Origin of the sequence: Schaalia georgiae DSM 6843, assembly GCF_000429245.1 — a bacterium.
Taxonomy (GTDB): Bacteria; Actinomycetota; Actinomycetes; order Actinomycetales; family Actinomycetaceae; genus Pauljensenia; species Pauljensenia georgiae.
This window is the reverse complement of sequence record NZ_AUBM01000013.1, coordinates 31850-51883: the sequence shown is the minus strand read 5'-3', so window position 1 is coordinate 51883 and position 20034 is coordinate 31850. Positions and strand designations below refer to the sequence as shown.

Here is a 20034-nt window from a genome sequence, read left to right as displayed (position 1 = left end):
TCAGTTGTCGCCTGATTGGGCGGGATCGGTGCCGTCCCACCGCAGGCCTGTGTCCGCGACGGTGCGCGTTTGCGTGATGTGGAGGGTGCTCAAGTCGGCGTCGGCGCCGATCTCGATGGTGATGCCCCCGAGGCCGGGCTTGCCCCACCCGGGGGAGACCGCACTCACAGGGGTGTGGCTATCGGCGTCCGCGCAGCCACCCAGGTCCGCCACCCAGTCCTGCTGGCCGTCGGGGAACGACGTGGACAGGGAGCCGACTTCGGAGCGGCAGATGATCTGGACGGGCTGGCCCTCCGCGACCAGGATATTGACCCTGTTCCACGACCATTGGGTGACAGTGATCGTCTTCGTTGTGCCGACCGGGGCGCCGGTCAGGTCCAGGGTGCTCGTGCCCACGGGGCTGCCGGTGACGGTGTCCGCCTCCCAGGTGAGGGAGGTCTCGCTGCCCGGTACGTTGGTCCAGGGCCGGGAGACGTTGGTGCTGTTGTGGAAGAGGTAGTCGCTGCGGACGAGCATGCCCATGACCGCGGTGGGGACGAACAGGAGCATCCCGATGATCGACATCGCCAGCAGCCACCCACTGGAGCGGTCCTTCACCGCGGCGACGACCAGCGAGAAACCGGAGATCAGCAGGCACACGCCGCCACCGATCAGAACGACTTGAGCGATTTTGAGTGATACCGCGTCGTCGATCTGGGTGTTCGGTGTGCCCAGCACCCCCTCGGCCAGCCAGTAGATGGCGGCGAAGACGGCGGCGAACACCAGTGCGATGAGGCCCGTCACGACCAGGGTCACGCGAGCGGAGACCAGGCGAGGGCGCTCCTTGGGTCCGGCGGGCGCCCACGTCCGCGCTCTGTGCGGGCCGGACGCGGGTCCGTACCCTGGACGGGGCCCGTACCCCGCGCGCTGCCCGTACCCTGCGCGCTGCCCGTACCCGGGCATGGGGCCGGCCCCCTGCTGCGGGGCGCCATGGGGCATGGCGTTGGAGAATACCGGGCCCGCCGGTGCCCCTGCGGGGCCCGTCGGCCCGGCGGAGGGCCACCCGTCCGCGGGGGCTCCCCAGCGGGGCTGGGAATGGGATGCGTCATTGGGTTGGGTTCCAGACATTGGGGGTCCTCCCTGGACAGTGGAATGGGATGAGATGACGACGAATGCGACGACGGCTGAGACTAGGGCGAAGAACCAGAATCCGTTGAACACGTAGCCGACGGGGCCGAAGAGGCTCGCTAACGGCAGCGCCGTGCTCAAACCGATCGCGGCCAGTGCGATGCCGCCGAGCTGGGCGATGCCGAAGCGCCCCCGCGCGAGTTCCTCGGCGTGGATGCCCCCGTCCTGGGCGTCTGGAAGGAACAACCACGCCAGGCCGTAGCCCGCCACAACGGGAGGGGCGAAGAAGGCGAGCGCTGCGATGAGGACGCGCACCAGGGACAGGTCCCAGCCGGTGCGCGCGGATATCCCCGCGCACACGCCTCCGACGACGCGCGGCTGCGACCGGTACCAGCCGGAGGCCCGGACCGAGTCGAAGAAGCGTGAACTCGGCTGTTGTTGCCAAGACATCAGTACCTCCTAGGTGGGCGGGCGTGTGGCTGTGTACTACTCTGCCAACCCTGGACCGCCGTCGGTAGTGGGGAATGCCCTGAACTGTCCCTGATTCGCCGTCCGAGTACTGGGTGGGGCGGCCCCGGAATGCGAAGATGGGGGTGTGAGCCGACCAGAGAGCGACCCCGGGTACTGGGGGTCCTACCCGCCAGGGCCCCAGTGGGTGCCCCCGCAGCCCGTGGAGCGCCCGCCCCTGCGGCGCGCCTCCGCCTCGTCGACGGACATGCCGACGCCGTGGATGGGCGGCGTGTGCTCGGGTTTGTCCGTCCACCTGGGCATCCCGGTCAACACGCTTCGCCTCATCACAGTCGGTTCGGCTGCCGTCGGGGTCGGCGTGCTCATCTACTTGTGGCTGTGGGGGACGGTCCCCGTTGACCGCCCCGGGGACGAGGCGCGCGGGGGAACCGGGATTGGCCAAAGGCTAGTCGTCGTCGAGGACCGCGCCCAGGCGGTGGCCCGGAACCGTCTCGCGATGGCGGGCGCCTGCCTGATCGCACTGGCGGCCGTGGGGCTCCTGCTGGCGCGGACCCGCGTCGTCGAATGGCGCGACATCACCGCCTCCATCTTCATCGTCACAGGCATAGCCCTGGTGTGGAGCCAGTCCCTGAACCTGCGGGGGTGGAAGTCCCTGCGCTTCCTGGCCGCCGTCGGGGGCGGGCTGGTCCTGCTGGCGTCCGGGATCGTGCTTGCTGCCTCGAGGGCGAACCCGGCGGTCATCCTGTGGAGGGGGGGCCTGATCGGGGCAGCGCTGGTCGCCGGCGTCCTCTTCGCGATGGCGCCGCTGCTGCTCCGGGCGAACAAGGACCTCTCGGAGGCGGAGGCCAAACGCGTCCGCGAGACTGAGCGCGCCGATATCGCGGCGCATCTGCACGACTCCGTCCTCCAGGCCCTCACCCTGATCCGCGCCAGTGCGGACGATCCCGCGCGCGTGCGCGCCATCGCGCTCAGCGAGGAACGGGAGCTGCGCTCGTGGCTGTACACGGGGCGCACCGAGTCCGCGAGCTCCCTGGCGGCCGCCGTCGAGGAGGCGGTCGGCGCCGTCGAGGCCCGCTACGGCGTCCCCATCTCGGTGGTCACCGTGTCGGACACCTCCGCTGGGGCGGGCGAACTCGCCCTCGTCGCCGCGCTCGGCGAGGCGGCCCAGAACGCCGTCAAACACGGGGAGCCGCCGGTCTCCGTCTACATGGAGGTGCGCCCCGACCGGGTCGAGGCCTACGTGAAGGACAACGGCCCCGGATTCGACATGGGGACCGTGGCCGACGACAGGCACGGGGTGAAGGACTCGATCATCGGGCGCATGGCGCGCGCGGGGGGCACCGCGCGGATTAGACGCCGCACACCCGGCACGGAAGTCGAACTCATCGTGCCGCGCTCCGATACCCTAGGGGGGACCCCGGACTAACCCCAGCGGCCAGGAGCCCCCCATGACGATCAGTCTCGTTATCATCGACGACCACCACATGGTGCGCGCGGGCGTGCGCGCGGAGTTGGAGGCGACGGGGGCGGACCTGCGGATCCTGGGCGAGGCCTCCGACGTGGAGGGCGCCGTGGCCGCCTGCCACGAACTCCGCCCCGACGTGGCACTACTGGACGTGCACCTGCCCGGCGGCAACGGAGGGGGCGGCGCAGAGGTGGCGAGCGCGTGCCAGGACGTCGAGGGGCTGCGCTTCCTGGCGTTGTCGGTGTCGGACTCCGCGGAGGACGTGGTGTCCGTGATCCGGGCGGGCGCGCGCGGGTACGTGACGAAGTCGATCTCCCCCTCCGACCTGGTGGAGGCCATCAAGCGCGTCGCAGGGGGCGACGCCGCGTTCAGTCCGCGCTTGGCGGGCTTCGTTCTGGACGCTTTCGGGACGGGCGAGGTGTCGACCACGGACTCCGAGCTCGACCTGCTCAGCGCCCGGGAGCAGGAGGTCATGCGCCTGATAGCCCGGGGCTACACGTACAAGGAGGTCGCCCACGATTTGTTCATCTCCATCAAGACGGTGGAGACGCACGTGTCGGCGGTGCTGCGCAAACTCCAGCTGTCGAACCGTCACGAACTGACCCGGTGGGCGATGCAGCGCCACATCGTGTGAGCTGCGGCGGAGTCTGACGGCCCACAACGGCACGCCGCTCCGGCGCTGACGGGGGAAGCCGCGGCGGGCGGGATTATGATGGAATCCCGATGGGCGCGCAGCCCTCCAGGCCCCACGGCCTGAGACCCACTACCGGAGGCCGGTATGCACCGCATCGGATTTGACCGCGACACGTACATCAGACTGCAATCGGAGCACATCGCCCAGAGGCGGGCGCAGTTCGGCGGGAAACTGTACTTGGAGTTCGGCGGGAAGCTGGTGGACGACCTGCACGCGTCCCGCGTCCTGCCCGGTTTCACCCCGGACAACAAGATCGTCATGCTCAAGGAACTGGCGGACGAAGTGGAGATCATCGTCGCGGTGAACGCGAAGGACTTCGCCCGCCGCAAGGTCCGCGCCGACATGGGGACCACCTACGACGACGAGGTACTGCGCCAGATCGACGAGCTCCGCGAGCGCGGACTGTTCGTGGGCTCCGTCGTCATCACCCAGTGGACGGACGACAACAAGGCCGCCCACGAGGTCAAGAGCCGTTTCGAGAAGCTGGGGATCACCGTCTACCGGCACTTCCCCATCCCCGGCTACCCCTCGAATGTGTCGCGCATCGTCTCGGAGGAGGGGTATGGCGCGAACGAGTACATCAGGACCAGCCGCGACCTCGTCGTCGTCACCGCCCCAGGGCCGGGCAGTGGGAAGATGGCGACGTGCCTGTCGCAGCTCTACCACGACCACAAGCGCGGCATCGAGTCGGGGTACGCCAAGTGGGAGACCTTCCCCATCTGGAACCTGCCTTTGGACCACCCGGTGAACATCGCCTACGAGGCGGCCACCGCGGACCTGGACGACGTGAACATGATCGACCCGTTCCACCTGGAGGCCTACGGCGTCAAAACTGTGAATTACAACCGGGACGTGGAGATCTTCCCGGTGCTCAACAGGCTCTTCGAGCGGATCCTGGGGGCGTCGCCGTACAAGTCGCCGACCGACATGGGCGTGAACATGGCGGGCATGTCGATCTGCGACGACGGGGCGTGCCGCGAGGCGTCGGAGCAGGAGGTCATCCGCCGCTACTACAAGGCGCTCGTGGCCGAGAAGAAGCAAGGCAGTGAGCCGGTGCAATCGGCGCGCATCGGCCTGCTCATGGGCAGGCTGGGCCTGGAACGCGCCGACCGCCCGGTAGTGCGCCCCGCGCTGGAACTGGCCGAGAGCACGGGGGCGCCCGCAGCCGCCATCGAATTGGAGGACGGACGGATCGTCCTGGGCAAGACCTCGCCGCTCCTGGGCTGCTCGTCGGCGATGCTGCTCAACGCCCTGAAGCTGCTGGCCGGGATCGACCCCGACGTGAAACTGCTCGCACGGGAATCCATCGAGCCCATCCAGCGCCTCAAGACGGCCGACCTGGGGTCGCGGAACCCGCGCCTGCACACCGACGAGGTACTGATCGCGCTCGCGGTCTCCGCCAACGGCGACGAGAACGCGCGCCTCGCCCTGGCGCAGTTGGGGGCGCTGCGCGGGTGCGACGTTCACGAATCGGTGATCCTGGGCTCGGTGGACGAGGGGATCTTCCGCGCCCTGGGCATCCAGGTGACCACCGAGCCGGTGTACGCCACGAAGTCGCTCTACCGCAAGAAGTGACGCCGCGCGGCGGAGCCCCGCGGCGGCGTGCGAGGCGGGCAGGCGGAGCCCCGCGGACCGGGCGGGCAGGGAGCGCGTCGGCGCGGCCACTGGCCTACTCTTAGAGGGATGACTGACTCGACTTCGCTGCCCGACCTCGGCTTCCTCATCGGCCCCGGGGAGGACCCGGATTACGCGCCGCCGGAGGCGCCCGCCTTCGATGTCGATGATGCCGGCGACGGGTGGCCGCCGGCCGCTATGCCCGGGGCCGCGTCGGGGGCGGCCCCCGCCTCGGGCGCCGGGCCCAGTGCGCGGGCCCAGGGGACCTTCGAGTGGACGCAGAGCGCTTACGGAAGCCCGGCGGAGGACCCGGGGGAGCTGACGCGCGGGCTCAACGACCGCCAGCGCGCCTCGGTGGAGCACCGGGGCGCCCCGCTGCTCATCATGGCGGGCGCCGGGTCGGGCAAGACACGGGTCCTCACCCACCGCATCGCGTACCTGCTGGCGACCGGCCAGGCCAGGGCCGGCCAGATCCTGGCCATCACCTTCACGAACAAAGCCGCCGCCGAGATGCGCGAGCGGATCGCGGCGCTCGTGGGCGACGAGGCGGGGCGCATGTGGGTGTCGACCTTCCACTCGGCGTGCGTGCGCATCCTGCGCTACGAGCACGAGGCGGCGGGCCTGTCCGGCTCCTTCACGATCTACGACGCGCAGGACTCCCAGAGGCTCATGCAAATGGTCCTCAAGGCCCAGGACGTGGACGTGAAGCGGTTCACGCCGAAGATGGTGGCGGCGCGCGTCTCCGATTTGAAGAACGAGCTGATCGGCCCCGAGCGCTACGCCGAGGTCGCGGGCAAGGACCCGGTGTCGCGGATCGTCGCCGCCGCCTACGCCGAGTACGACAAGCGCCTGCGGGACTCCAACGCCGTCGATTTCGACGACCTCATCATGCGCACGGTCCTCCTGCTGCAGCGGAACCCGTTGATCGCCGAGCACTACCACCGGCGTTTCCGCCACATCCTGGTCGACGAGTACCAGGACACCAACCACGCGCAGTACGTGCTGGTGCGGGAACTGGTGGGGGCCGGGGACGACGGCGTGGTGCCCGCCGAGCTGACGGTCGTGGGCGACTCGGACCAGTCGATCTACGCGTTCCGCGGGGCCACGATCCGCAATATCGAGGAGTTCGAGCGCGACTTCCCGGGCGCCAGGACGATCCTGCTGGAGCAGAACTACCGTTCCACGCAGAACATCCTCTCGGCGGCCAACGCGGTCATCAGCCGCAACCAGGGGCGCCGCCCGAAGAACCTGTGGACGCAGGAGGGCGACGGCGCGCCGATCACGGTGGACGCCGCCGACTCCGAGCACGACGAGGCCCGTTTCGTCGTCGGCGAGATCGACCGCGTCGCCGACGCGGGCGCGGACTGGGGCGACATCGCGGTCTTCTACCGCACCAACGCCCAGTCGCGCGCCCTGGAGGAGCTTCTGGTCCGTCAGGGGATCCCCTACCGGGTCGTGGGGGGCACGCGCTTCTACGAGCGCCGTGAGATCAAGGACGCGCTGGCCTACCTGCAGGTCGTGTCCAACCCGGACGACACGGTGGCGGCGCGCCGCGTCATCAACCTGCCCAAACGAGGCATCGGGGCGAAAGCCGAGGAGGCCATCGCCGCCCACGCCGCCCGCCACGGGGTGTCCTTCGGGCGCGCGCTCGCCCACCTGTGGATCCGCCAGGGGCGCCCCCTCGGCGAGGGCGAGGGCGTGGACATCGCCGCCCTGGTGCGCCACGGCGGCGGGGCGGGGGGCCCTTCTCCGGACGACGGTGCGGGCGCGGTTGACCCAGCGGACAAGGCAGGGGGCGCCTCTGCGGGCGGCGGCGCGGGCGCGCAGGGCCCGGGTGCCGTACCCCCGGGCGGCGGGGCAGGGGGCCCCGCCCCCGCGGCCCCGCAGGAGGATCCCGGCGGCGGCGCAGAGGAAGCGCCCGAAGTGGTGGGCGTCCCGGCGCGGGCCGCGAAGGCGGCCGCGTCCTTCTGGGGGCTCATCGAAGCACTGCGGCGCGCCGAGCGCGGCGGCGCCTCCGTGGCGGACATCCTCGAAGAGGCGCTCGACCGGACCGGCTACCTCGCCCAACTGCGCCGCTCCGAGGACCCGCAGGACGCCTCGCGCGTCGAGAACCTGGCGGAGCTTCACTCGGTGGCCGGGGCCTTCGCCCAGGAGGCGCCCGGCGGGGGGCTCGCGGACTTCCTGGAGAGGGTCGCGCTGGTGGCCGACTCCGACCAGGTCCCCTCGGGGGGCGCGCGCAGCGGACAGGTCACCCTCATGACGGTGCACACGGCGAAGGGCCTGGAGTTCCCGGTCGTCTTCGTCACCGGCATGGAGGACGGGACTTTCCCGCACCAGCGCAGCCTCGGGGAGGCCAGCGAGTTGGAGGAGGAGCGCCGCCTGGCCTACGTGGCGATCACCCGCGCGCGCGAGCGCCTGTACTTGACGCGCGCGGCGGTGCGCAGCGCATGGGGGGCGCCCCAGGAGATGCCGCCCTCGCGCTTCCTCGATGACATCCCCGCCGAACTGCTGGAGGTGCGCCGGGCCACCACCTCCGCCGAGCGCCTGCGCGCCTTCCAGGGGGGCTCCTACGGGAGCGACGACGGAGCGGGCCGGAACGGGCGGGACCCGTGGGGCGAGGAGGACACCGGCCGCGCCTACGGGAGCGGGCGCGGGGGAGCGGCGCCCATCGGCCAGGGGCGCGCGCGGAGGATCCAGCGCATGGGGGTGCCCGCGCAGGCGAGCGCCCCCGCCCAGAAGGTCCTCGCCCTGAAAGTGGGGGACCGCGTCAAGCATGCGACCCTGGGCACGGGCACGGTCACCGGCATCGAGGGGGAGGGGCAGCGCACGGTTGCGCGCGTGCGCTTCGGGGGCGTGGACAAGCGCCTGCTCGTGCGCATGGCGCCGATGGAGAAGATCACCTGACGGCTACCGCGCCAGTCCCGGGCGGGGCGCGGATCCGCGTGGAGGCGCCGGGCCCGGCTGCTCCCGGCGTTGGGTGCGTCCGCCGTGGAACACCGCGTGGAACAGCGGATCGGGAAACGAGCGTCCGCCGTGGAACACCGCGTGGAACAGCGGATCGGGGAGAGCGGGAGCGCACTCGGGGAACTGCGGCCGCGCTAGAATTGTCGCGTTGCGTCCGCGACCACATTCGTTCGACGGAGGGATAGCCCGGTGGACCTCTACGAGTACCAGGCCCGTGAACTGTTCAGGAAGCACGGCGTGCCCGTGCTGGATTTCGAACTCGCCGCCACACCCGATCAGGCGCGCGGCGCGGCTGAGCGCCTGCTCGGCGCGGGAGCCTCCCTGCTGGTCGTAAAAGCGCAGGTGAAGACCGGCGGGCGCGGCAAGGCCGGCGGTGTGAAACTGGCGCGGACCCCGGACGAGGCGCGCGAGAAGGCGGAGGCGGTCCTCGGGCTCGACATCAAGGGCCACGTCGTCGAGCGGCTCATGATCGCCTCGGGCGCCGACATCTCCGCCGAGTACTACTTCTCGATCCTGCTCGACCGCTCCAACCGCCGCCACCTGGCGATGTGCTCGCGCGAGGGCGGCATGGACATCGAAACCCTCGCGAAGGAGCGGCCCGAGGCACTCGCCCGCGTCCCCCTGGACCCCGCAGTCGGCATCGACCGCGCCGTCGCCCTCGCCATCCTCGACCAGGCGGGCTTCGACCGCGGGCGGGCCGAAGCGATCGCGCCCGTCCTGGAGTCCCTGTGGCGCGTGTACCGCGACGAGGACGCGACCCTGGTGGAGGTCAACCCCCTGGTCGCCTCGCCCAACGGCTCCATCTGGGCGGTGGACGGCAAGGTCACACTGGACGACAACGCGCGTTTCCGCCACCCCGCTCACGCGGACCTGGTGGACGCCGCCGCCCAGGATCCGCGCGAGGCGGCCGCGAAGGAAGCCGGCCTGAACTACGTGCGCCTCGAAGGCCAGGTCGGAGTGATCGGCAACGGCGCGGGACTGGTCATGTCCACCCTGGACGTGGTCGCCATGGCGGGCGAGGAGTTCGGCGGATTGAAGCCCGCGAACTTCCTGGACATCGGGGGCGGCGCGTCCGCCGAGGTCATGGCCCGCGGCCTGGAGATCATCCTGGGAGACGACCAAGTGCGCTCCGTGTTCGTCAACGTATTCGGCGGGATCACGGCGTGTGACGAGGTCGCCAGGGGCGTTCTCGGTGCCCTGGAGGAGTTGGGGGGCGCCGCCTCCAAACCCCTCGTCGTGCGCCTTGACGGCAACAAGGTCGCCGAGGGCCGACGAATCCTGGCCGCGGCGGGCCACCCCCTGGTCCACTTGGAGGAGACCATGGACGGCGCGGCGCGGCGGGCCGCGGAGCTCGCCGCGGCGCCCGAGTGAGAGACGAGAACACGAGGAGACACCGACATGACGATTTTCATCAACTCCGACTCCCGGGTGCTCGTCCAAGGCATGACCGGGGCCGAGGGCCGCAAGCACACGGCCCGGATGCTCTGTGCCGGGACCGCGGTGGTGGGCGGCACCAACCCCCGCAAGGCGGGCACTTCCGTGTCCTTCGACGTCGTCGGCTACGGGCCCGCGGCTGACCGTGTCCGCCCGGGAGTGGCCGAGGTCCCCGTTTTCGGCACTGTCGCCGAGGCCAGGGCCGCCACCGGCGCGAACGTGTCCGTGGTCTTCGTGCCCCCGGCGTTCGCGAAGGACGCGGCCCTGGAGGCCATCGACGCGGGCATCGAGACGGTGGTCGTCATCACAGAGGGCATCCCCGTGCAGGACTCCGTGGTTTTCGTCGACCGCGCGCTGGAGAAGGGGACGCGGCTCATCGGCCCGAACTGCCCGGGCATCATTTCGCCCGCCCAGTCCAACGTCGGCATCACACCCGCCGATATCACGGGCCCGGGCCGCATCGGCCTGGTCTCCAAGTCCGGCACCCTCACCTACCAGCTCATGCACGAGCTGCGCGACATCGGTTTCACCACGTGCCTGGGCATCGGGGGCGACCCCGTCGTGGGCACCACGCACATCGACGCGCTCAAGGCCTTCGAGGCGGACCCCGGCACCGACCTGGTCGTCATGATCGGCGAGATCGGCGGCGACGCCGAGGAGAGGGCGGCGGCGTGGATCAGTGAGAACATGACGAAACCCGTCGTCGCCTACATCGCGGGTTTCACCGCCCCCGAGGGCAAGACCATGGGGCACGCCGGAGCGATCGTGTCGGGCTCGTCGGGCACGGCCGCGGCGAAGGCCGAGGCGCTCGAAGCAGTTGGTGTGCGCGTGGGGCGCACCCCTTCGCAAACCGCGCTCATCGCCCGCGAGCTGCTGGCCTGAGAGCGCGCGCCCAGGCGGCCGGGGCCTCCCGGCCCCGGGTCGTCGGCCCCGGGTGAGCGCGCCCGCTTTCCCTACATTCCGCCCGGGGTCGGCGCTGCACCGTGCCGACCCCGGGCTCCCTTTGGCAGGATTGGCACGTGAGCGACGAGATCCACCCGCAGTCAGCCCCCCGCAAGACGACGACCACCTACGTGGCGCAGCGGCGCACCATCCGCATTGCGGTCCCCGACGGGTGGGCCAGGGGGGCGCTCGCGGGGGCGGAGGCCGCATTCGTCGGTTGGGCCCTGTGCCTCGTGGCGGCTTTCGGGGCGTACATGTCCGTCGCTTCGAACGTGTGGATGAAGGACTTCACCCCCAAGGACGCCCTCGGAGTCGGCGGGGACCTGTGGGCCGCGGTCTTGGGCGGGACATCCGTGGTGGGGGGAGTGCCCTACCGGGCTGCCCCCACCCTGATGGGGGTCCTCGTCGTCTGCCTGCTCCGCCTGCTCCTGCGGTCCTCCTTCTCCTACTCGCGCGCCTCTCTGTGGCTGTCCATCCCGGCGTTCGTCTTCACCTCCTGGATCCTCACCGCCCTGAGCGCCCCGCACGCCCAACTGGCCAGCATCGCCCCCGGCGCCCTCGGCCTCCCCTTCGCGGCCAGCGCCTGGGCGACGGTCGCTTCGCTCAAGGTCCGCGCCGCGCAGTTCCACGCCGCCAGGTGGCTTGGCGGCGGGGTGCGCACGGGAGTGGCATGGGTGGGGTACCTCGCCGCCGCCGGGTCGGTCCTCGCCGTGGTCGCCCTCGTTGCCGGCTGGGGCAGGATCGCCGGGATCCACGAGCTGCTCGGCGCCTCGTCGGCTGTTGATAACGTGCTGATAGTGGCCGCCCAGGCGTTCTTCGCTCCGACAGTGGTCGCGTGGGCGCTGGCGTGGTGGGCCGGTCCCGGTTTCTTCGTGGGAGTCGACGCGCTGCACTCCCCGTCGGTGGTGGGGGAGGGGCCAATCGCGCCGTTCCCGCTGCTGGGCGCAGTGCCCACCGGTGCCCCGGGCGCCTGGACCGCCCTCGTCCTCGTCGCGGTCGGCGCCGCCTGCGGCGCGCGCCTGGTGAGGCGCTACCCCTGCAAGACCCTCGGCGAACAGATGGGGCTGGCGCTCACGGCTTCCCTCGTCTTCGGCGCCGTGTGCGCCGCGTGGATGTGGAGTGCCACGATGAGCGCGGGGGCCGTGCGCATGAGCGTCCTCGGCCCGAACATCGGTTGGACCCTGCTGGCCCTTACCCTCGAAGTGCCCCTAGTCGCCCTCGTGGTCACCGCCTGCGCGCACCCCTCCACGCGGGAGCGGGCCTCGGCGTTGCTGTCCGGTGCGCGCGGCGGGACACGCGGTGGAGCGCGCGGAGGGGCCGACCCTGACTGGATCAGCGCCGAGGTGAACGGCTCCGACAGCGCCGCCGCACAAGCCGGTGCGGAGGCAACCGGGGCCGCCGGGACTGGTGAAGGGGAGCCCGGCGCGGGGGGAACCGGGGACGGGACGGCCGGCGATTCGGGGCCCGGCGCCGACGGGACCGATGCCGGGGGCTCCGATGCCGACCAGGCCGACCGGGAGCATTCGGCCACCGCGCGCGGCGAGCACTCGGCGGCTGCCCAGGGCGCCGACGGGGAACGACGGGACGGGGAGCCCGCGGATCCGTCGGGCAGTGCCGATGGAGCGCCCCCCGCCTAGGACGGCGGCGCGGGAGTGCGCGGCGCCCCCCGCCTCGGATGGTGGGGCGGGAGTGCGCGGCGCCCCCCGCCTCGGATGGTGGGGCGGGAGTGCGCGGCGCCCCACAGGGCGGTCATTGTGGATCCGCGGGCCCAACGACTAGCATGGGGAGAGCCGCGACTGGCGAGGGTGGGGCACCACCGGGGAGCGGCCACCAGCTTTTGGCGTCGCCCGCCTGGGCGCCAGGGCATGACCCCGAGGAGGAAACATGTCCGCACGCCCCGACGACTTCGAACCCCTTGACACCCGCCCCATCCGGCGCGCCCTCGTCTCGGTCTACGACAAGACCGGTCTGATCGACTTGGCGCGCTCCCTGGCCGACGCCGGCGTCGAGATCGTCTCCACCGGATCCACGGCCTCGCGCATCGCCGAGGCGGGACTGGCCGTCACCCCCGTCGACCGGGTCACGGGCTTCCCGGAGGTGCTCGAGGGGCGGGTCAAAACCCTGCACCCCTCGGTCCACGCCGGGATCCTGGCCGACCAGCGCAAGCCCGCCCACCGCGCCCAACTGGCCGACCTGGGCATCGCCGCCTTCGACCTGGTGGTGTGCAACCTCTACCCCTTCGAGCGGACAGTGGCCTCCGGTGCCGGTTTCGACGAGTGCGTCGAGCAGATCGACATCGGCGGGCCCTCGATGGTGCGCGCGGCCGCCAAGAACCACCCGTCGGTCGCCGTCGTCACCTCGCCCTCGCGCTACGCCGAGGTCGCAGCCGCCGCCGCGGGGCAGGGGTTCACCCTGGAGCAGCGCCGCGGGCTCGCCGCCGAGGCCTTCGCCCACACGGCCGCCTACGACCTGGCCATCGCCGGGTGGTTCGCGCGCTCCCTGGGGCTCGAGGAGGTCGCCGACGGCCTGGACTACGTGTGCGAACAGCATCTCGACGCCTCCGATGAGGCGTTCCTCCGCTCGCTGGGCTACATCGTCGGCGACGACGCGGAAGCCCCGGTGGAACAGGGCGCGACTTCGGAGGCGGCAGACGGGGCGGCCACGGGCGCGGGTTGGGAGGTGCAAGGGTCGGAGGCGCAGGATGGGGCGCCCGCCCCGATGCCCTTGTATGTGGCCGACGCCTTCGAGCGCGCCGACGTGCTGCGCTACGGGGAGAACCCCCACCAGGGCGCCGCCGTGTACCGCAAGTTCGATGACTCCGATCAGGTCGGAGTCCACGGTGCTGCGTCTTCCGCCGAGGGAGGTCCCGATGGTGGGGCGACGGCTTCAGGGATTGGGCCCGATGGTGGGGCCCCCGCTTCTGGGGTTGGTCCCGATGGCACTGCCCCCGCCCCGCAGGGCGGTCTGGACGGTGACAGTGGGTCGGATCCGCGCGGTGGCGCCGTCCTGCCGGGTATCGCCAACGCGCGCCAGCTCCACGGCAAGGCCATGAGCTACAACAACTACACCGACGGCGACGCCGCGCTGCGCGCCGCCTACGACCACGAGCGCCCGTGCGTGGCCATCGTCAAGCACGCCAACCCCTGTGGGATCGCCGTGGGCGGGGACGCCGCCGAAGCCCACCGCAAGGCGCACGCCTGCGATCCCGTGTCCGCTTTCGGCGGCGTCATCGCGGTCAACCGTCCTGTGAGCGTTGAATTGGCGCGGCAGATCGTCCCTGTTTTCACCGAGGTGGTCCTGGCGCCCGCCTACGAGGAGGGGGCTGTGGAGGTCCTTTCCGCGAAGAAGAACCTGCGCGTCCTCCAGGTCGCCCCACCCGCCCGGGGTGGATACGAGTTCAAGCAGATCAGTGGGGGCGTGCTCGTCCAGCAGCGCGATGGACTCGACGCGCCCGGCGACTTCCCCCAGAACTGGACGCTTGCGGCCGGGGCCCCGGCTGACGCGGAGACCCTGGCGGACCTGGAGTTCGCGTGGCGCTCCGTGCGCGCGGTGCGTTCCAACGCGATCCTGCTGGCCAAGGACGGCGCCTCAGTGGGTGTCGGCATGGGGCAGGTCAACCGGGTGGACTCGTGCAGGCTCGCCGTCGAGCGGGCCAACGCCCTGGGGGTGCGCAGCACCGGCGACGCCGCTGCCGATGCCGTCGCGGACGTGGACTCCGCCGGCGGGGCGAGGGCCAGGGATGTCGTCTCCGCCGCGCCCGAGCGCCGCTCGGTCGGTGCCGTCGCCGCGTCGGACGCGTTCTTCCCCTTCGCCGACGGCCTCCAGGTCCTCATCGACGCAGGCGTGAAAGCGGTCGTCCAGCCCGGTGGTTCCGTGCGCGACCAGGAGTCCATCGACGCCGCCAACGCAGCCGGGATCACGATGTACCTGACTGGGACGCGGCACTTCGCGCACTGATCCCCGGCTGCGGGGCCTGGGGGTGGCGCCCGTGGGGCGCGCTTCGCACAGCACGGTGCGCCGCCTCTGTGGTCGGCCGAGCCCCCGGAGCCGGGTTGTGTGGTTCGCAGGGGCTGAGACCGGCCCTCCTTCTGCGGTGTGGGGCAGTTGCGCCGATGCGGAAATTCCTCTGCCACCCGGGGGCGTCCTCGTGCGGGTGCTGTAGCCGGCCTTGTGCCCGTGGCGGTCTGCTTGTCCAAGGCTGGGAGCCGGCTTCCCATTCCCATATCGTGTTCGGCTTCGGTGCTCCACGAGGCTGTCGCACCACTTAGTGCGTATCTGCACCACTTAGGGCTCTGGAATGGCCGGAACACAGCAGGATTCTGGGCCTAAGTGGTGGAAGTGGGATCTAACTGGTGCGAATGGCCCCGGGGCCTCGTGCCCACGGCATGCCGTTATCCACAGGCCAGCGATGCGTGGGGAGATTAAGAAGAGGGTGTGCCCACGGCGTGCCGTTATCCACAGGCCAGGGAAGGGAGTATGCGCGTTCGCCGGTGCTCGCTCGATAGTTGGAAGATGAGCGTCCCACGGATCGAAATCATCAGGACCACGCACACGGACAGGCATGCGGTGGGATCCTCGCCGCGTATGAGGATCAGACGCGGATTCCACATCCGTCCGCATCCCGGAAACACCGAACCATGGCAGGAATGGCAGGCGGTTGCCCTGGGGCGGATTCTCGCGGTGAATGACACCTACCGCGGCAGGGCCGTCTTCGTCGGTTCCAGCGCCCTGGTCCTTCACGGAATCCCGATGTGGGTCGCGAATCCCGATGTCACGTTGTGGCCTTACCGGCGCCGCCGCGCGTATGCGCTGGCAACTGTCGAGGGGACGCGGACGGTCGTGCCGCAGGCCCGGATCCGCATCACGACGGTTCCACCGATTCATGGGCCTGTCGCAGTCCTCGGAGGCGTTCAGGCGGAAACGCCCGTTGACGCGGCCGTGAGACTGGTGCAGGGGAGCGGAGTCATAGAGGGGGCTGTCGCGGTTGCGATGGTTCTTCATCGTCTGGCCCGATTCGATCGCTTCAACCTGCCGGCGTCGCGCGGGCGTGTTGAGGCGGTGCGCGAGAGCATGCTGGAAGCGCTCGAACAGTCGGGTAACCGGCGTTGGCGCAACCGGGCCCGGCGGCTCATCGCATCTGCCGATGGCGGATGCGACAGCGTGCTCGAAGCCGTTGTCGTCTGGATCGTGAGGACCTTGACCGACAGCGTTGTCGTGACCCAGTTCGAAGTGTTTGCGGACGGGGAACAGTACTTCGCGGACATTGCCCTCCCTGAACTGCGCGTGATCATTGAACTCGACGGTCGGGGGAAGCTTGGCGACGATCTGACTTCATTTCGCCGGGCCCAGCGGCGTTGGATGGTGCGTCAGCAGCGCATCGAAGAGGCGGGGTGGCGCGTTTTCCGGCTAAATTGGCATGATCTCAACGACTTCGTGGGGTTGCGTTCCCGCATCGCCCGTTTCCTCTGCGCGGCTGGAGGGGTGTTGATGTCCTCGTATGAGGATCTATGGCAGATTCCTTCGTTTGAGAGCAATGGGCCCCATAGGCGCTTCTACGCGTAACGTCGTTGTGCACCATTTCTCGCCCATCTGCACCACTTAGGCCTCTGGAGTGGCGGGAACACAGCAGGATTCTGGGCCTAAGTGGTGAAAGTGGGGTCTAACTGGTGCGAATGTTCCCCTCCGATTTCACGAGGTTGGGCCCGGGCCGGTGAAAGTGGGGTCTAAGCGGCGCGGAGGAGTATGCCCTGCCCGACGGTGCCCGCAGTGCGTCGCGAGGTGGGGTGTGGGTAGAGGACTGGGTGCTCCCAAAATGCGGCAGCACTCGAATCCACCGTGCGAGCGGGAGGCCCGCCTTTCAAACCGAAGCGGTGCTCCACTGCGTCGTGCGGGTGGAGTGCGGGTCGGGGCCGAGTCCCTAACAGCGGTGGCATTCCACCGCGTCGTGCGATGGGAAGGGCCGCGTCACGCAGTTTCGGGGCAACGGCCGGAGCCGTTGGGGGGCCGTAGCATGACGGGTGATCTTTTCCGTGGTCGGACGCGGTTTACTGTGATCCGGCCGGCGGTTGCGTGGATCGCGCCCTCGTCCCACAAGGGGTCAGGGGTGGTCCGCTGCGATCCGAACGGCGGTGCCGGCGACGATGAGGTCGATGCCCGCGCGGAAGGCGGCCCCGGCCGACGCGGGGTCGAGTCGGAGCTGGGGGAGTGCCGGTTCGACGCCGAGGGCGCGCGCGGCCTCGGCCTGCTGTTCGTCGAAGGCGTGCCCCAGTAGGAAGTGCCCGAGTGTGCGCGCGGCGATGTCGATGGTCTCGGCCGAGGCGCCCGCGCGGTGCAGCGGCTCGTGGATCATCGCGGTCAAGGGCAGGCGCGTCAGGCCAAGGGCGATGGAGCTCGAGACGATCTCCGCCCCGTCGCGGTGGGCCAGCAACCGCGCGCGCATGGTGTCCGCCGAGGCGCGCATCGCGTTCTCCCAGGGCACAGTGCCGGCAGTGCAGGGGCACGAGGCGCCCTGGTCCTCGCTGGAGTCGTGGGGGTGCGTGGCCGCCTCGGAGCATGCGGCACCGCCGTCCTCGCTGGAGTCGCCAGGATATGCGGCTTCCCCAGAGCGCGCGGGACCGGAGTGCTTGCTCAGGGGCCCGGAACGCGCGGCGCTACCGCCCCCGCCCAGGCCTTCACCCGCACCCGGGCTGCTCGTGGGAGGCTTCGGCGCGCTCCCGATGATCCGGTCCGCCAGGCGCGCCAGGAGCGTTTGTTTGTCGGGGAAGTGCCAGTAGAGCGCGGAGGGGCGGATGCCGAGTTCGGCGGCCAGTTTGCGCATGGTGAGGTCCGGCAGGCCGCGCTGGTCGAGGAGTTCCATGGCCGCCGCCAGGATCTGCTCGCGCGTGATGCGGCCCCTGTCGGGCGCGCTCCCTGTTGACATGCGGCCACTATAGTGAATACCCTGTCCTGAACAGTGTTCAATTCAAGTCTTTAAGGAAGTTCTGTGGCAACTGCAACCGCGTCCCCCGCCCTGCGCCGTGACCGCGTCCTCGCCGACCGCTTCGGCGGCACCCTGGTCCGCGAAGCCGTCCTGGTCGTTGCGGGCACACTGGTCCTGACTCTGATGGCCCGCCTCTCCGTCCCCCTGCCCTTCACACCGATCCCCGTCTCGCTGGGCACGCTCGGTGCCCTCAGCGTGGGCGCCCTCGGCGGCGCCCGCCGCTCCCTCCTGTCGGTCGCCCTGTACACCGCGCTGGGCGTCGCGGGCGCCCCGGTCTTCGCCGAGGACCACGTCGGCTGGGCCTTCGCCTCGTTCGGCTACGTCCTGGGCTACGCGCTGGTGGCGCTGATCGCGGGCGCCGCCGCCGAGCGCGGCTGGGACCGCAAGCCCCACACGATGCTCGCCGCGTCCGTAGTCTCCCTCTTCTCGGTCTACGCCACGGGTCTCGCGTGGATGATCCCCTTCACCCACATGGGCCTCGCCGACGGCATCGCGAAGGGCCTGGCCCCCTTCGTCGTCGGCGACCTGCTCAAGGCGGTGGTCGCGGCCGGCGTCTTCCCCGTCGTCCGCTCCCTCACCCGCCGCTGACCCCGGTCCGGCCGTGTTGCGGCGCCCCCGTGAGCGTGGGGGCGCCGCCCCATTCCAACGGGTAGCATGGTTGGCGTGAACGCACCTGCCCCCCGCCCCGTCCTCGTCGTCGACTTCGGCGCCCAGTACGCCCAGCTCATCGCCCGCCGCGTGCGCGAGGCATTCATCTACTCCGAGATCGTCCCCCACACCATGAGCGTGGCCGACATGCTCGCCAAGGATCCCGCGGCGATCATCCTTTCCGGCGGCCCCTCCTCGGTGTACGAGGCGGGCGCCCCTTCCGTGGACCCGGCGGTGTTCGAGGCCGGCGTCCCCGTCCTGGGGATCTGCTACGGCTTCCAGGCGATGGCGCACGCGCTCGGCGGCACCGTGGGACGCACCGGCACCCGCGAGTACGGGCACACCGAGGCCTCAGTCGCAGGGGATTCGTGCCTCTTCGGCGGCACCCCCGCCGACCAGGTCGTGTGGATGAGCCACGGCGATGCCGTCCAGGGCGCCCCGCAGGGCTTCACCGTCACGGCCTCCACCTCCGAGACCCCGGTCGCGGCCTTCGAGTCGCGCGAGCGTCGCCTGTTCGGCCTGCAGTGGCACCCCGAGGTCGGCCACTCCCAGTTCGGCCAGGCGGCCCTGAAGAACTTCCTGTACGAGGGTGCGGGCCTGAAGCCCAACTGGACCGCGTGGTCCATCGTGGACGAGCAGGTCGCGAAGATCCGCGAGCAGGTCGGCGACGCCCAGGTGATCTGCGCCCTGTCGGGCGGCGTGGACTCCTCCGTGGCTGCGGCCCTCGTGCACAAGGCCGTCGGCGATCAGCTGACCTGCTTCTTCATCGACCACGGCCTGCTGCGCGCGGGTGAGCGCGAGGAGGTGGAGAACGACTACGCGTGCGGAATGGGCATCTGCGTCATCACCTGCGACGAGTCCGAGCGCTTCCTGTCCGCCTTGGTGGGCGTCACCGAGCCCGAGGCCAAGCGCAAGATCATCGGTCGCGAGTTCATCCGTTCCTTCGAGGCCGCCCAGAAGCAGGTCATCGAAGAGGTTGGCGCCGCCGACGGCGAGGTCAAGTTCCTCGTCCAGGGCACCCTGTACCCCGACGTCGTCGAGTCCGGCGGCGGCGAGGGCGCCGCCAACATCAAGAGCCACCACAACGTGGGCGGCCTGCCCGAGGACATGGCCTTCGAGCTGGTCGAGCCCCTGCGCACCCTCTTCAAGGACGAGGTGCGCGCGGTGGGGCGCGAGCTGGGCCTGCCCGACTACCTGGTGAACCGCCAGCCCTTCCCGGGCCCTGGCCTGGGGATCCGCATCATCGGCGAGGTGACGCGCGAGCGCCTGGACATCCTGCGCGCCGCCGACCTGATCGCCCGCGAGGAGCTGACCGCCGCGGGCCTGGACCAGGAGATCTGGCAGTGCCCCGTGGTGTTGTTGGCGGACGTGCGCAGCGTGGGCGTGCAGGGGGATGGGCGCACCTACGGCCATCCCATCGTGCTGCGCCCCGTGTCCTCCGAGGATGCCATGACCGCCGACTGGACGCGCCTGCCCTACGACGTCCTGGCCCGCATCTCCACGCGCATCACCAACTCGGTGCCCGAGGTGAACCGCGTGGTCCTCGACGTCACCTCCAAGCCCCCGGCCACGATCGAGTGGGAATGACGATAGGCCGCATAGAAGCGCCTTTTCCTAGTGAAGTGGAAAAGCCCATCGGCATTAACCATGTTGCTGGATAGTCCCGGGTTTTACGGAGGGCCGGTTACCGGGAAAGGTGGAGTGAGTAAGAATATGAAC

The 20034-nt window shown here is 70.6% G+C and carries 13 protein-coding genes and 1 riboswitch; of the genes, 11 read left to right on the top strand and 2 right to left on the bottom strand.

Annotated features, from left to right (window positions below):
• Window positions 1–1557 carry a PspC domain-containing protein gene (locus G447_RS0107640; RefSeq protein WP_026430623.1) on the bottom strand — a complete coding sequence of 519 codons (1557 nt, stop codon included), beginning with the start codon at window positions 1555–1557 and terminating at the stop codon, window positions 1–3.
• 265 nt (window positions 1558–1822) lie between these two features.
• Between G447_RS0107640 and G447_RS0107635 the strand changes: the two genes are divergently transcribed.
• From G447_RS0107635 to G447_RS0107595, 9 genes are all read left to right on the top strand, one after another.
• Window positions 1823–3001, top strand: a complete 1179-nt coding sequence (locus tag G447_RS0107635; protein ID WP_026430622.1) for an ATP-binding protein — start codon at window positions 1823–1825, stop codon at window positions 2999–3001.
• Between the two features lie 22 nt (window positions 3002–3023).
• Window positions 3024–3674 carry a LuxR C-terminal-related transcriptional regulator gene (locus G447_RS0107630; RefSeq protein ID WP_005868248.1) on the top strand — a complete coding sequence of 217 codons (651 nt, stop codon included), beginning with the start codon at window positions 3024–3026 and terminating at the stop codon, window positions 3672–3674.
• 144 nt (window positions 3675–3818) lie between these two features.
• Window positions 3819–5309: a DUF1846 domain-containing protein gene (locus G447_RS0107625; protein WP_026430621.1), complete on the top strand. Its 1491-nt coding sequence runs from the start codon at window positions 3819–3821 to the stop codon at window positions 5307–5309.
• A 108-nt stretch (window positions 5310–5417) separates the two neighbouring features.
• On the top strand, window positions 5418–8252 hold the full coding sequence (locus G447_RS0107620; protein WP_026430620.1) for a UvrD-helicase domain-containing protein: 2835 nt from the start codon (window positions 5418–5420) through the stop codon (window positions 8250–8252).
• Window positions 8253–8501: 249 nt separating this feature from the next.
• A complete protein-coding gene (gene sucC / locus G447_RS0107615; protein WP_005869421.1) occupies window positions 8502–9683 on the top strand; it encodes an ADP-forming succinate--CoA ligase subunit beta in 1182 nt (393 codons plus the stop codon).
• Between the two features lie 27 nt (window positions 9684–9710).
• On the top strand, window positions 9711–10628 hold the full coding sequence (gene sucD, locus G447_RS0107610) for a succinate--CoA ligase subunit alpha (RefSeq protein WP_005869432.1): 918 nt from the start codon (window positions 9711–9713) through the stop codon (window positions 10626–10628).
• A gap of 137 nt (window positions 10629–10765) precedes the next feature.
• Entirely contained in the window at window positions 10766–12325 is a 1560-nt protein-coding gene (locus tag G447_RS11315; RefSeq protein ID WP_005869414.1) for a cell division protein PerM, read from the top strand.
• 145 nt (window positions 12326–12470) lie between these two features.
• Window positions 12471–12552, top strand: a riboswitch (ZMP/ZTP riboswitch).
• Between the two features lie 20 nt (window positions 12553–12572).
• Window positions 12573–14645: a bifunctional phosphoribosylaminoimidazolecarboxamide formyltransferase/inosine monophosphate cyclohydrolase gene (locus G447_RS0107600; protein ID WP_026430619.1), complete on the top strand. Its 2073-nt coding sequence runs from the start codon at window positions 12573–12575 to the stop codon at window positions 14643–14645.
• Between the two features lie 627 nt (window positions 14646–15272).
• Complete coding sequence (locus G447_RS0107595; RefSeq protein ID WP_243442335.1) at window positions 15273–16250, top strand: endonuclease domain-containing protein; 978 nt, start codon at window positions 15273–15275, stop codon at window positions 16248–16250.
• A gap of 535 nt (window positions 16251–16785) precedes the next feature.
• On the opposite strand, the gene G447_RS0107590 is transcribed toward G447_RS0107595, so the two are convergent.
• Complete coding sequence (locus G447_RS0107590) at window positions 16786–17607, bottom strand: TetR family transcriptional regulator (protein ID WP_026430617.1); 822 nt, start codon at window positions 17605–17607, stop codon at window positions 16786–16788.
• A gap of 63 nt (window positions 17608–17670) precedes the next feature.
• Here G447_RS0107590 and G447_RS0107585 point away from each other — a divergent pair, with 63 nt between their 5' ends.
• A complete protein-coding gene (locus G447_RS0107585) occupies window positions 17671–18255 on the top strand; it encodes a biotin transporter BioY (RefSeq protein ID WP_026430616.1) in 585 nt (194 codons plus the stop codon).
• A 66-nt stretch (window positions 18256–18321) separates the two neighbouring features.
• Window positions 18322–19902: a glutamine-hydrolyzing GMP synthase gene (gene guaA / locus G447_RS0107580; RefSeq protein WP_026430615.1), complete on the top strand. Its 1581-nt coding sequence runs from the start codon at window positions 18322–18324 to the stop codon at window positions 19900–19902.
• Window positions 19903–20034: the final 132 nt, after the last annotated feature.